This window comes from Kitasatospora sp. NPDC048298 (assembly GCF_043201465.1).
Classification (GTDB): Bacteria; Actinomycetota; Actinomycetes; order Streptomycetales; family Streptomycetaceae; genus Kitasatospora.
This window is the reverse complement of the sequence record NZ_JBICYZ010000003.1, coordinates 191,588-204,460: the sequence shown is the minus strand read 5'-3', so window position 1 is coordinate 204,460 and position 12,873 is coordinate 191,588. Positions and strand designations below refer to the sequence as shown.

Sequence of the window (12,873 nt, the reverse complement as noted above, 5' to 3'; positions counted from 1 at the left end):
CACGCGGTACGAACCGGGGGCACGCGACGGCTCAGGGAAGCCCGCTTCGAGTCCCGCTCTGACTCCGGAGGAACGTCCGGGGAACGCACGCGTGAACACCGGACGATGCCGTGCCCCGATGTGCCCCATCGAGCCTCGACGTGCCTCGGTTGCTACCCCGGGCACGACAGGTCGGCAGCCGGGCACGGCGGGACGGCGGCCGAGCAGGGCGGGACGGCTGGACGGCGCGCCCTTGGGACGGCGACTCGCTCAGCCACCGTCGCCCACCAGCCCGGCGTCGCGCGCGAGCAAGGCCGCCTGGACCCGGTTGCCGACTCCGAGCCCGGTCAGGATCCGGCTGACGTGCGCCTTGACGGTGCTCTCACGCATCCCGAGCACGCCGGCGATCTCCGCATTGGAGAGCCCGTCGGCGAGTTCGCGCAGTACCTCGGTCTCCCGCGGGGTGAGCCCGGCGACCCGACTGCGGGCCGTCACCGACCGGGGCGCCCCGACCCGGTGGTAGCGGTCGATCAGCCGTCGTGCGGCCGCCGGGTGCAGCATCCCCTGGCCGCCGGCGACGACGTGCACGGCCCGGGCGATCTCCGCCGGCGGGGTGTCCTTCAGCAGGAACCCGTCCGCCCCGGCCGCAAGCGCCTGGTACACGTACTCATCCAGGTCGAAGGTGGTGAGGGCGATGACCCGCGGGCCGTCCGGGAGTTCGCGCAGCCGCCGGGTGGCGGCGATCCCGTCGAGCCTGGGCATCCGGATGTCCATCAGCGCGACGTCGATCCGCCGGCTGCCGGCGAGTTCGACGGCCTGCAGCCCGTCGGCGGCCTCGGCGACCACGGTGAGTGCCGGGTCCTGGGCCAGCAGGTCGACCAGGCCGAGGCGGACCAGCGCGTCGTCGTCCACCACCATCGTTCGGATCATGCGATGTCCTTCGGCTGAGGCTTCGCGTCCTGCTCTGACCGTTCTGACCGTTCCGACCGCTCTGATTGCCCTGATCCCTCGGACTGCTCCGAGCGCGGTGACGCGCGCCCCGGGTGGGGCCGCGCGGCCCCCGGTGGTGAAGCCGGACCGTCGCCACGGGTGGGCCCCGGGTCGGGCGCCGTCCGCGGCGGGCGGTCCGGCGCGGGTAACCGGGCAGAGAGCCGGAAGCCGCCGCCTCCGTCCGGGCCGGCGTCGAGATGGCCGCCGAGTGCGCCGACCCGCTCGGACAGCCCCACCAGTCCGTACCCGCCACCGGTGCGGGGCTCGTCCGGCGGCGCCTCGCCCGGGCCGTTGCGGACCTCGACCGTCGTCGCCGGAGCCCCGTAGCCGACCCGGACGGTGACGGGTGCGGCGTGGGCGTACTTGCGGGCGTTGGTCAACGCCTCCTGGACCAGCCTGTGCACAGCCAGCCGGTGGGTGGTCGGGACGGTCTCCGGGTCTCCGGAGAGGGCGAGTTCGACCCGCTGGCCGGCCTGGGTCGCCTCGCCGACGAGCTCGGTGAGGTCGCGCAGGGCGGGCGCCGGGACACGCCCGCCCCCGGCGGGCACGGACGGCTCGACTCCCGTGGCGGACGGGGCAGGTGGGTGGTCGGCCCGCAGCGCGCCCAGGACGTCGCGCAGGTCGTCGAGCGAACGGGCGGCGGTGGTGCGCAGCAGTTCGAGGCGGTGGGTGAGCCGGTCGAGGTCGGCGGCGACGGTGCCGGCTCTGGCCTGATCGCGCAGCACCCCGGCGTGCAGCACCAGGAGGCTGAGCCGGTGGGCCAGCACGTCGTGCATCTCCCGCGCGATCCGGGCGCGTTCGGCGGCCCGGGCCTGTTCGGCGCGCAGCTCGCGCTCGCGGCGCAGCGCGTCGACCTGTTCGTGCAGGGTGCGGATCAGCACTCGCCTGCCGTGCAGCCACAGGCCGACCGCCAGGATGGCGGCCTGGACCAGGAGTTGGGACCCGGTGGCACCGACCCAGCCGAGCAGCGAATCCGCGCGCGTCGCGCCGGCCACCGCGATGACCGCGCCACCCGCCATCGCGGGGCCCGTCCGGCCGAGGTAGGCGAGGTGGAAGACGCTGAACAGCCCGGGGAAGGCCCGGTTGAACAGCCCGCCGACGAGCACCGGCAGCACGGCCGAGGCCACCGGGTGGCGGCGGGCGAGGAAGAGCGAGAGCGAGGCGAGCGCGGCCACGGCCGTGCGCGGCAGGCGCAGCGGATCGTCGGAGTGCGTCCACTGGACCAGGGCCTCCTCGATGGCCAGACCGAGCACGCCGATCAGCAGCAACGTGTCGATCCCGGCCCGGTGGTCCGGCTCGTACCAGCCGAGCACACTCCTGCGCATGCCCTTCCTCCTTTCCTCGCTTCGCGCTCCGAATGCCTTCCGTGGGGCCGGCGTTCGGCACTTCGGGCTCGATGCTAGGGGCGCTGCGCCGCGCAGCGCCTCTGTCTTCCGGCTACCCGCACCCTCGACTTTCGTCGGGGGTCGGCGCCGCTGACCGGCCGATTCGCGGCGGCTGCGCCCTGCCTAGCGTCGACGGCATGACCGAAGACCGGCTCCGCCACCGCCCCGACTCCCCTTCCCTCCGCCACAGTTCGCCCGTCGGCGGGGACCACCTGCTGTTCCTCGCCGAGGCCCTGCGCACCTTCCACGACACCGGCGCGCTGGCCCCGAGCGGCCCCGAGCTGGTGAACGCGCTGGTGGTACCGGCCACCAGCCGCCCGAACCGTCCGATCTCGGTGCTGGAGGTGGGTGCCGGTACGGGCGTGGTCACCCGCCGGCTGGCCCAAGTGCTGCGTCCGGGCGACCGGTTGCACGTCGTCGAGGCCAACCCGAGGTTCGCCGACCGGTTGCGGGAGGATCCGGTCCTGGCCGCCCGGCACCCCGGGGTCGGGCTGCGGCTGTCGGGCTGCCGGGTCGAGGAGCTGCCGGAGTGCCGGCCGTCGGCGCCGGACGGGGCGCGGCCGGAGGAGGGTTCGCAGCGGTACGACGTGATCGTGTCCGGACTGCCGTTCACCAACTTCGAGCCCGCTCGGGTGCGGGACATCCTCGACCTCTACCTTCGGCTGCTGGTGCCCGGAGGAGAGCTGACGTACTTCGGGTACCTCGGCACGACGACGGCGCGCACCCTGACCTCGGGCCCCCGCCAGGGCGCCCGCCACCGGGCGGTGGTGCGGCTGCTGCGCCGGTTCGAGGCGGAGCACGGCCTGGGCCGGCGCACGGTGTGGCGCAACGTGCCGCCGGCCCGCGCCCACCTGCTGCGGTCGCCGGGCGGGCGCGAGACCTGGGCACCGGCGACGGACGCGACGGGCCCGGGCGCGACGGACCGGGACACGGCGAGGCCGAAGAACCCGGTGGGCGGCGAGGAGGTTGGGCGTCGCCCGATTCCGAACAAATGACAATCGACAGATTTCAACTTTCAGATAACAGACGACAGCGAACAGATTTTGAAATCTGTTCGCTGTCGTGCCATAGTGGCACCCGGGTCACCCTGCCCCCGCCTCCCCGGCACCGCAGCCGCCCCCTGGAGCCCCCGTGTCCTCTCACACCCGCCCCGCCCAGCGCCCCCTCGGCACCACCGGGCCGGTCACCTCGGCCCTCGGCCTCGGGTGCATGGGCATGTCCGACCTGTACGGCCCGGCCGACGAGGCCGAGAGCATCGCCACCATCCACGCCGCCCTCGACGCCGGGATCACCCTCCTCGACACCGGCGACTTCTACGGCATGGGCCACAACGAGCTGCTGATCCACGAGGCACTGCGCGGCCGCGACCGCGAGAGCGTGCAGATCAGCGTGAAGTTCGGCGCCCAGCGCACGCCCGACGGCCAGTGGCTCGGGTACGACGCCAGCCCCGCCGCCACCAAGACCGCGCTCGCCTACACCCTGCGCCGCCTGCGCACCGACCACGTCGACGTCTACCGCCCGGCCCGGCTGGACCCGAGCATCCCGATCGAGGAGACCGTCGGCGCCATCGCCGACCTGGTGCAGGCCGGCCACGTCCGTCACATCGGGCTCTCCGAGGTCGGTGCCGACACCCTGCGCCGGGCCGCCGCCATCCACCCGATCAGCGACCTCCAGATCGAGTACTCACTGCTGTCCCGCTCGATCGAGGCCGCCGTCCTCCCCACCGCCCGCGAGCTCGGCATCGGCGTCACCGCGTACGGCGTGCTCTCCCGCGGCCTGCTCGGCGGCCACTGGGACCGGGAACGCGCCCTCAGCGGCACCGACTTCCGCAGCCACAGCCCGCGCTTCCAGGGCGAGAACCTGGCCCACAACCTGGCGCTGGTCGAGGCCCTGCGCGAGATCGCCGCCGCCCGGGGCGCGACCGTCGCCCAGGTCGCCATCGCCTGGGTGGCCTCGCGCGGGCAGGACGTCGTCCCGCTGGTCGGCGCCCGCCGCCGGGACCGCCTGACCGAGGCCCTCGGCGCACTCGACGTCACGCTGACCGAGGCCGACCTCGCCGCCATCGAGGCCGCCGTACCCGCCGGCTCCGCCGCCGGCGACCGGTACGGCGCCGCGCAGATGGCCCACCTGGACAGCGAACGCTGACCGCACCACCCAGCCCCACACCCCGAGCACCCCGACCGCCACACCCGACCGCACGATCCCAAGGACGGACCTCCCCGTGACCACGGACACCACACTCACCGCCGAGCAGATCCTGATCGCAGCGGAGGACGTCCTGCGGCGCTTCGGCCCGGCCAAGGCCACCGTCGTGGACGTCGCCCGCAACCTCGGCGTCAGCCACAGCAGCGTCTACCGCCACTTCCCCAGCAAGGCCGCGCTGCGCGAGGCCGTCACCCAGCGCTGGCTGGACCAGGCGCACTTCGACCTGGCGGCCATCTCCAACGAGGGCGGCCCCGCCGCCGCGCGGCTGCACCGCTGGCTGAAGACGCTGTTCGCGGCCAAGCGGAAGAAGGCGCTGGACGACCCGGAGCTGTTCGCCACCTACATGGTGCTGGTCGAGGAGAACAGCGGCCTGGTGGACGCCCACATCGACACCCTGGTCGACCAGATCGCGCAGATCGTCCAGGAGGGCACGGAGGGCAAGGAGTTCAAGCTCGCCCACATCCGGAACACCGCCCGCGCCGTCTTCGACGCCACCGGCCCGTTCCACGACCCGGCCTATGCGGCCACCTGGTCCACCCCGGGGATCGACGACCGGTTCGAAGCCGTCTGGCGGCTCGTTCTCGGTGGCCTGAAGGCGAAGTGACGGTACGTCGGTGATTGGGGCGCCGGCGAGCGGGGGAAAACCGCTGGCCGGCGCCCCGTCCGTCGGTCAGACTGCCGCACACGGTTGATCTCACCTGGAGGATGACATGCGTGCGGCCCGCCCGGTCCTGGACAGCCTGGAGGGACTCGCCCTCGGCGACGCCTTCGGCGACCGGTGGTTCTCGGTGCCACTGGACGAGGCGCCCGCCGCGCTGGCCGCCCGGCTGGTCAGGCCGGCGCCCTGGCACTGGACCGACGACACCGCCATGGCGCTCGTGCTGGTCCGCCACCTGCTCGACGGGGGCGAGGTCCGACCGGACGCGCTCGCCCGGGAGTTCGCCGCCGAGTACGCCCGCGCGTACGGGCGCAAGTACGGCCCTTCGATGCACCGGGTGCTGCGCGGGATCGGCGCCGGCGGGGACTGGCGCACCATCACCGCGGGCCAGTTCGAGGGCCAGGGCTCCTACGGGAACGGCGCCGCGATGCGGGTCGCACCGCTGGGGGCCTGGTTCGCCGAGGACCTCGACCTGGTGGCCCAGCAGGCCGAACGGCAGGCGCTCACCACCCACTTCCACCCGGAGGCGGTCGCCGGTGCGGTGGCGGTCGCACTCGCCGCGGCGCTGGCGGTCCGGAGCCGGGGCGAAGACCCGCCCGCCCGGGCCGAGTTGCTGACCGAGGTCGCCGGACGGCTGCCGGACACCGACGTCCGCTCCGGGCTGCGGATCGCCGCCCGGCTGCCCGAGCACACCAGTGTCCGGCACGCCGCCAACGTGCTCGGCTCGGGGACGCTGATCTCCGCCCCGGACACCGTGCCGTTCGCCCTCTGGTCCGCGGCCGGGCACCTGGACTCGCTGCCCGAGACCGTCTGGCACACCCTGGAGGGCTGGGGCGACAAGGACACCACCTGCGCCATCGCCGCCGGCGTGACCGCCGCCAGGACCGGGCTCGCGGGCGTGCCGCCCGAGTGGCTCACCGCGCGCGAGCAACTCCCGGGCTGGGTCGGCGAGGTGTCCCTGACCACCGACCGGTCACCGGGTGCGGCGGCCGGTGACCGGAACACCCGCTGACCGGAACACCTGGAAAGCCGGGCCCCGCTTCGGTGCCCGGCGGTCAGCGCCGGGAGACGAAGCGGAACACCCGGTAGGCGAGGAGCAGGACCATCGCGCCACCGATCGCCGACACCCAGGTCGTGACGTCGAGGATGCTCAGTCTCACCGTCCCGTGCATCCAGTGCGAGACGATCCAGGTGCCGATGTAGGAGCCGGTGATGCCGATCAGGGTGCTGCCGATCAGGCCGCGCTCACCCCTCGACATCGCCATCCTGGCCACGGTCCCCGACACCAGGCCCAGCACGATCCACGCCATCCAGCTCATCCGCCGCCCCTTGCGTCATCGGTGTGACGACCCCGCCGAGCCCCCTGGGTCCGACCGGAAGGACGTACGAGGGCCCCGTGCCGTTCCAGCGTACGGAAGGACCGGCACGAACCGGCCACCCGTGTGCCGGGGTCGAGGCCGAACTACGCCGTCAGCGACGTGAGTTGCCGAACAGCAGCCGGTAGGCGATCAGCAGCACCAGCGCGCCGCCGATCGCCGACACCCAGGTCGCCGCGTCGAAGAAGTGCGCGGTGACCGAGCGGTGCAGGAAGTGCGACGCGATCCAGCCGCCGACGAAGGACCCGGCGATGCCGATCAGGGTGGTCACGATCAGGCCACCCGGGTCCTTCCCCGGCAGCAGCAGCTTGGCCAGCCCACCCGCCAGCAGGCCCAGCACGATCCACGCGACGATGCTCATCCGCGTTCTCCTCCCGTCCGAGGCGCGACGAGCCCCGTCCCGTCCGCTCTGCCAGCAAGGACGCCACCGCCCGTCGCCCGGTTCCGACACCTGCGGAGCCGCGGTCGAAGCAGCCGACCAGCCGGGCCACGCCGCACCCGGCCGTGCCATGCAACGCCGCACCTGGCCGTACCGTGCCGCGCCGTGCTGGAGCCGAACCGCCCGCGCGCGGCACCCTTCCGGCGGGCCGCCCGCGCCGAAATACTGCGGCCATGCGCGTCCTGATCGCCACCGCCGGCTCCCGGGGCGACGTGGCGACCTTCACCGGGCTCGACGTCCTCCTGCGGGCCGCCGGGCATCAGGTGGCCTCGCCACGCACGGCACCTTCGCCGAGTCGGTGCGGGCCGCCGGGCTGGAGTTCCGTCCCCTGCCCGTCGACCCGCGCGCCGAACTCGCCTCCGCCGCGGGCCGTCGCCTGCTGCGGGCCGGCAGCGGACCGGGGGCCGTCCTGCGGCTCCTGCGGCTCGGCAGGAGGTTCATGCCCGCCCTCAGCGACGGCATCGCCGACGCCGCCGCCCTCGGCGCCGACCTCCTGCTGACCACCAGCACCACCGGCGCGCTCGGCCAGGTGGCCGCCGAGGCGGCCGGCATCCCCAGCATCGGGCTGCACCTCCAACCCCTCGCTCCCACCCATGAGTTCGCGCCCACCGTCACCGGCACCCGATCGCTCGGCCGGTCCGGCAACCTGCTGGCGGGGCACACCGTCCAGGCCACGACCGACCAGCTGTTCGCCCCGGCCGTCCGCGGACTGCGCAGGCGACTCGGCCTGCCGCCGCTCGGCGTCGCCCGGGCCCGTCGCGACCACCCCGTCCTGCACGGCTTCTCGCCGCTGATGGTGCCCCGACCCGCCGACTGGCACCCCCGGCTGGACGTCGCGGGCTACTGGTGGCCGGCCCGACTGCTCGACTTCCTCGCCGCCGCCCGGTCCGCCCGGGTGCGCCTCCTCCTCCAGTCGGGCTGGAGCGAGCTGGCCGCCGAGGACTCGGACTCCGCCCTGACCATCGGCGACACCCCGCACGACTGGCTCTTCCCGCGCACCGCCGCCGTGGTCCACCACGCGGGCGCCGGCACCACGGCCGCCGCCCTCCGCTCCGGGACGCCCACCGTGCCCGTGCCAGCCCAACTCGACGCGCCGTTCTGGTCCGCCCGGCTGGCCCGGCTCGGGGTCTCCCCCAGCCCCGTCCCCCTGCGCGCCCTCACCCCCGCCCGCCTCGCCACCTCCCTGCGCCTCGCCCTCGACGACTCCCGCTACCGCGCCCGCGCCCAAGCCGTCACTGCCGCCCTGGCCGCCGAGGACGGCGCGGCCAAGGTCCTGACCGCCGTCGAACGGGTGGCGACAACGACCGGGTGACGAGTGGCAGCCGACAACGGACGGCGAACAGCGGACAGCTGACAGATTTCAAAATCTGTCAGCTGTCCGCAGCCACCCGTCATCTGTCAGCCGCCACCCGTCATCCGCTTTCCGTCATCCGTCATCCCTCAGCGCCCCCACTCCACTCCCTCGAGACGCCCCTCTCCCGAACACCCCGGTCAGCCCCAGGTACACCACGGCCGCCGCCGTCAGCCCGACGGCCCAGCCGTAGTCGGCGAGCGGCTTGAGGACGGGGATCAGACCGTCGGCCGGAAAGGGGCCCTGCTCCGCGCCGTCGGCGTCGAGGGCGGAGTACGAGCCGCCGACGGCCAGCACCCCGCCCACCAGCAGCGCCGCGACGGCCCGCCAGTTCCAGCCGGCCGCGTACCAGTAGGCCCCGCCCGGCCGGTACAGCTCGGCGAGCCGGAGGCGGGTGCGGCGAAGCGCCCAGTAGTCGGCGATCAGCACTCCGCCGACCGTGCCGAGCAGGCCGCCGACCACGCCCAGCCAGGTGAAGATGTACACGTGGGGGTCGGAGATCAGCCGCCACGGGAAGATCGCGATCCCGACCACTCCCGTGATCAGCGCCCCGGTCCGGAAGGTGACGAGGCGAGGCAGCAGGTTGGCCAGGTCGTAGGCGGGCGAGACGACGTTGGCGGCGATGTTCACCGACAGCGTCGCGACCAGCACGGTCAGCAGCGCGAACAGGATGCCGATCGGGTTCTCCATCTTGGCGGCCAGCTGGATCGGGTCCCACACCGGCACCCCGTAGACCGCCTCGGAGCCCGAGGTGACCAGCACGGACAGGAAGGCGAACAGCGTCATCGTGGTCGGCAGGCCGAGTGCCTGCCCGCGGATCTGGGCCCGCTGACTGCCGCCGAAGCGGGTGAAGTCGGGAATGTTCAGCGAGAGGGTGGACCAGAACCCGATCATGCCCATCAGAGCCGGGAAGAAGACCTTCCAGAAACCGCCGCCCCACCCCAGCCTGGACGGCTGGTCCAGCAGCGGCCCGAGCCCGCCCGCCTTGACGGTGATCCACGCCAGCAGCGCGAGCGCGCCGACGATGACGAACGGCGCCGCCCAGTTCTCGAACCGCCGCAGCGCCTCCATCCCCCGCGCGATGACGGCCATCTCGATCAACCAGAACAGCAGGAACGAGAGCCACTGCGTCCACGGGTAGCCGCCGAACTCACCGGTCGTGCGCCAGGATTCACCGAACAGCTTGCCCGCCAGCAGGAAGACGCCCTCGCCGCCGATCCAGGTCTGGATGCCGAACCAGGCACAGGCCACCGCCGCCCGCAGCAGGGCGGGCAGGTTGGCGCCGCGCAGCCCGAAGGCGGCGCGGGCGAACACCGGGAACGGGATGCCGTACTTCGTTCCGGCGTGGCCGGTGAGCAGCATCGGTATGAGCACGAGGACGTTGGCGAGCGCGATGGTCAGCACCGCCTGCTTCCAGTCCATGCCGAGCGTGACGAGGCCCGAAGCCAGCGTCCAGGACGGGATGTTGTGGGCCATGCCGACCCAGAGCGCGAGGAAGTTGTACGTGGTCCAGGTGCGCCGCGCCACCGGGACCGGCCGCAGGTCGTCGCTGGTGAAGCCGTTGGGGGGCAGTTCCCCGGCGGCCGGGTCGAGTTCGACCCGGCCGTCGGGGTGGTGCCACTGTCTTCCACCACTGGTCGCGGTGTCGGGCATGGGCAACTCCCGTCCGCCGCGGGCGAGTCCGCGGCTGGGCTCAGGTGGAGGTCACAGGCGGATTCGCGGGCAGGTTCACCAGCCGGTTCGGGGTCGGCACCACAGCAGGTCGACACCGCAGCGGGTCGGCGCCGCAGCGGGTCGGCACCGCAGCCGGAGGGGCATCACGCGGAACATCACAGGCAGAACATCACGAACAGGGCGTCACAGGTGCGGGATGACGTCCGTCTCGTACGCGTCGATGGTCGCCTCGATGGCGTCGTGCATGGCGTAGACGGCGAACTGGTCGACGCCGAGCGAGCGGAGCTCCGCCAGCCGGGCCCGCTGCGCCTCCACCGGGCCGATCAGGCAGAAGCGGTCCACGATCTCGTCGGGGACGAAGGCCGTGTCGGGGTTCCCGGCCCGCCCGTGGTGGCTGTAGTCGTAGCCTTGTCGGCCCTTGATGTAGTCGGTGAGCGCCTCCGGCACCAGGTCGGAGTGCTCGCCGTAGTGGCTGACCAGGTCGGCCACGTGGTTGCCGACCATGCCGCCGAACCAGCGGCACTGCTCCCGGGCGTGAGCGAGCGCCTCGGGCGAGTCGTCCGCGGTGACGTAGGCGGGGGCGGCTACGCAGACGGTGATCGAGTCCGGGTCCCGGCCGGCCTCGACGGCGGCGGCCCGTACCGCCTTCACCATGAACTCGGTGAGGTAGGGGTCGGCCAACTGCAGGATGAACCCGTCCGCCTGACGTCCAGTCAGATTCAGAGCCTTCGGCCCGTACGCCCCCATCCAGATCGGCAGGGAGGCACCGGCACCGACCCACGGCAGGTGCATCTCGGTGCCGTCCACCTCGGCGGTGCGCCCCTCGGCCAACTCCTTGATGGCGTGCATGGCTTCGGAGAGCCGGGCGAGGGTGGCGGGGCGTCGCCCGGCGACCCGCATGGCGGAGTCGCCGCGGCCGATGCCGCAGACGGTCCGGTTTCCGTACATGTCGTTGAGCGTGGCGAACATGGAGGCGGTCACCTCCCAGGTGCGGGTGGAGGGGTTGGTGACCATCGGGCCCACGACCATCCGCTCGGTCTCCGCGAGGATCCGGCTGTGGATGACGAAGGGCTCCTGCCACAGCACGCAGGAGTCGAAGGTCCAGCCGTGGCTGAAACCGGCCCGCTCGGCGCGGATCATCCGGTCGATGAGCAGCCGGGCGGGCGGGTCGGTCTGAAGGACGAGGCCGATGTCCATGAGGGGCTCCAGGTAAGGGTTTCGACCGCCGCCGCCCGGTCGCCGGTCGGGTCGGAGCTACGAGCGCACGGGCGGCGGCGGGTGGACGTTCAGAGCGGGAGAGGCGGGCGGACGTTCAGGACGGGAGGGACGAGAGGGACGAGAGGGGCGGGAAGCGGAGGGGCTGTCAGAGCAGGTACTGGCAGGTGTCCCGGCGCAGGAAGGTGCCGTGGCCGGCCCGGCCGAGCCAGTGGCCGTCGTCCAGCACGACGGTGCCGCGCGACATCACCGTCCTTGCCCGGCCGGTGAGTCGGCGGCCCTCGTAGGCCGAGTAGTCCACGTTCATGTGGTGGGTCGCGGCGGAGACGGTCTGCACCGCGGTGGGGTCGTAGACCACCAGGTCGGCGTCGGCGCCCGGGGCGATGGTGCCCTTGCGCGGGTGCAGGCCGAACATCCGGGCCGGGGTGGTGCAGGCGATCTCGACCCAGCGACGCCGGCTGATGTGCCCGTCCAGCACGGCCTGGTGGAGCAGGTCCATCCGGTTCTCGACGCCCGGCAGGCCGTTGGGGATCTTCGAGAAGTCGCCCCGCCCCAGCTCCTTCTGTCCGACGAAGCAGAACGGGCAGTGGTCGGTGGAGACCACCTGGAGGTCGTTGGTGCGCAGTCCGCGCCAGAGCGCGTCCTGGTGCTCGCGCGGCCTGAGCGGCGTGCTGCACACGTACTTGGCGCCCTCGAAGCCGTCGGCCCCCTCCTCGGCGAGGTTGTCGGTGGAGAGGAAGAGGTACTGGGGGCAGGTCTCGCCGAAGACGTTGAGGCCTTCGTCCCGGGCCCGGGCGAGTTCGGCGAGCGCGGCGGCGGCGGAGACGTGCACCACGTAGAGCGGGCTGCCGGCCACCTGGGCGAGCCTGATCGCCCGGTGGGTGGCCTCGGCCTCCAGCAGTTCGCGGCGGACCTCGCCGTGGTGGCGGGGGGCGGTCCTCCCGGCGGCGAGTGCCTGTTCGACCAGGACGTCGATGGCGATGCCGTTCTCCGCGTGCATCATGATCAGCCCGCCGTTGGCGGCGCCGCGCTGCATGGCGCGCAGGATGCGGCCGTCGTCGCTGTAGAACACGCCGGGGTAGGCCATGAACAGCTTGAAGGAGGTGGACTCGCCGGAGTCCACGAGGGCGTCCATCTCCTTCAGCACCGGGTCGTTGACGTCGGAGACGATGGTGTGGAAGGCGTAGTCGATCGCGCAGTTGCCCTCGGCCTTGGCGTGCCAGGTGTCCAGGCCCTCGCGCAGCGAGCCGCCGACCGGCTGGACGGCGAAGTCCACGATGGTGGTGGTGCCGCCCCAGGCGGCGGCCCGGGTACCGGTCTCGAAGGTGTCGGAGGCCGCGGTGCCGCCGAACGGCAGTTCCATGTGGGTGTGGGCGTCGACGCCGCCCGGGATGACGTAGTGGCCGGTGGCGTCGATGACGGTGTCGGCGGTCCAGGCCTCGGCGGCGGAGCTTCCGGTGGCGGCGAGGGCGGCGATGCGCTCGCCCTCGATCAGGACGTCGGCGTGGAGTTCCTCGGTGGCGGTGATGACGAGGCCGCCGCGGACGACGGTGCGCTGGTGCGGGCCGCGGGCGGTCCGCGCGTCGCTGGTGGTCATCGCG

12 protein-coding genes are annotated in these 12,873 nt (G+C 73.2%); 5 read left to right on the top strand and 7 right to left on the bottom strand.

All coding sequences use genetic code 11. The annotated features are described in order from the left end of the window. Positions 1 to 249 precede the first annotated feature (249 nt). Both ACGF0D_RS03825 and ACGF0D_RS03820 read right to left on the bottom strand, forming a co-directional pair. Positions 250 to 909, bottom strand: a complete 660-nt coding sequence (locus ACGF0D_RS03825) for a response regulator (RefSeq protein ID WP_392871939.1) — start codon at positions 907 to 909, stop codon at positions 250 to 252. Continuing rightward, the gene (locus ACGF0D_RS03820) at positions 906 to 2,294 is read right to left on the bottom strand and encodes a histidine kinase (protein WP_392913856.1); all 1,389 of its coding nucleotides are present in this window, start codon (positions 2,292 to 2,294) and stop codon (positions 906 to 908) included. Before ACGF0D_RS03820 ends, ACGF0D_RS03825 begins: the two co-directional genes overlap by 4 nt. Before the next feature lie 197 nt (positions 2,295 to 2,491). On the opposite strand from ACGF0D_RS03820, the gene ACGF0D_RS03815 reads away from it, so the two are divergent. The 4 genes from ACGF0D_RS03815 (at position 2,492) to ACGF0D_RS03800 (ending at position 6,229) form a co-directional block, all read left to right on the top strand. Then, the gene (locus ACGF0D_RS03815) at positions 2,492 to 3,349 is read left to right on the top strand and encodes a class I SAM-dependent methyltransferase (protein ID WP_392913855.1); all 858 of its coding nucleotides are present in this window, start codon (positions 2,492 to 2,494) and stop codon (positions 3,347 to 3,349) included. 214 nt (positions 3,350 to 3,563) lie between these two features. Next, complete coding sequence (locus ACGF0D_RS03810) at positions 3,564 to 4,499, top strand: aldo/keto reductase (protein ID WP_392913934.1); 936 nt, start codon at positions 3,564 to 3,566, stop codon at positions 4,497 to 4,499. 76 nt (positions 4,500 to 4,575) lie between these two features. Then, positions 4,576 to 5,163, top strand: coding sequence for a TetR family transcriptional regulator (locus ACGF0D_RS03805; protein WP_392871948.1), 588 nt, complete (start codon positions 4,576 to 4,578; stop codon positions 5,161 to 5,163). 106 nt (positions 5,164 to 5,269) lie between these two features. Next, positions 5,270 to 6,229 carry an ADP-ribosylglycohydrolase family protein gene (locus ACGF0D_RS03800; RefSeq protein WP_392913854.1) on the top strand — a complete coding sequence of 320 codons (960 nt, stop codon included), beginning with the start codon at positions 5,270 to 5,272 and terminating at the stop codon, positions 6,227 to 6,229. Between the two features lie 43 nt (positions 6,230 to 6,272). Here the strand turns inward: ACGF0D_RS03800 and ACGF0D_RS03795 are convergent, their stop codons facing one another. Next, a complete protein-coding gene (locus tag ACGF0D_RS03795) occupies positions 6,273 to 6,536 on the bottom strand; it encodes a GlsB/YeaQ/YmgE family stress response membrane protein (protein ID WP_392871954.1) in 264 nt (87 codons plus the stop codon). Between the two features lie 151 nt (positions 6,537 to 6,687). Continuing rightward, a complete protein-coding gene (locus ACGF0D_RS03790) occupies positions 6,688 to 6,954 on the bottom strand; it encodes a GlsB/YeaQ/YmgE family stress response membrane protein (protein WP_392871957.1) in 267 nt (88 codons plus the stop codon). A gap of 376 nt (positions 6,955 to 7,330) precedes the next feature. On the opposite strand from ACGF0D_RS03790, the gene ACGF0D_RS03785 reads away from it, so the two are divergent. Continuing rightward, positions 7,331 to 8,344 (top strand): glycosyltransferase, encoded by a 1,014-nt coding sequence (locus ACGF0D_RS03785; RefSeq protein ID WP_392913853.1) that lies wholly within the window; start codon positions 7,331 to 7,333, stop codon positions 8,342 to 8,344. 114 nt (positions 8,345 to 8,458) lie between these two features. Here the strand turns inward: ACGF0D_RS03785 and ACGF0D_RS03780 are convergent, their stop codons facing one another. The 3 genes from ACGF0D_RS03780 to hydA all read right to left on the bottom strand — a co-directional run bounded on the left by ACGF0D_RS03780 (position 8,459) and on the right by hydA (position 12,869). Further along, positions 8,459 to 10,036 carry an NCS1 family nucleobase:cation symporter-1 gene (locus ACGF0D_RS03780; RefSeq protein ID WP_392913852.1) on the bottom strand — a complete coding sequence of 526 codons (1,578 nt, stop codon included), beginning with the start codon at positions 10,034 to 10,036 and terminating at the stop codon, positions 8,459 to 8,461. 204 nt (positions 10,037 to 10,240) lie between these two features. After that, entirely contained in the window at positions 10,241 to 11,254 is a 1,014-nt protein-coding gene (locus tag ACGF0D_RS03775) for a TIGR03842 family LLM class F420-dependent oxidoreductase (protein WP_392913851.1), read from the bottom strand. A 166-nt stretch (positions 11,255 to 11,420) separates the two neighbouring features. Then, positions 11,421 to 12,869: a dihydropyrimidinase gene (gene hydA / locus ACGF0D_RS03770; RefSeq protein ID WP_392913850.1), complete on the bottom strand. Its 1,449-nt coding sequence runs from the start codon at positions 12,867 to 12,869 to the stop codon at positions 11,421 to 11,423. Between the last annotated feature and the right edge of the window lie 4 nt (positions 12,870 to 12,873).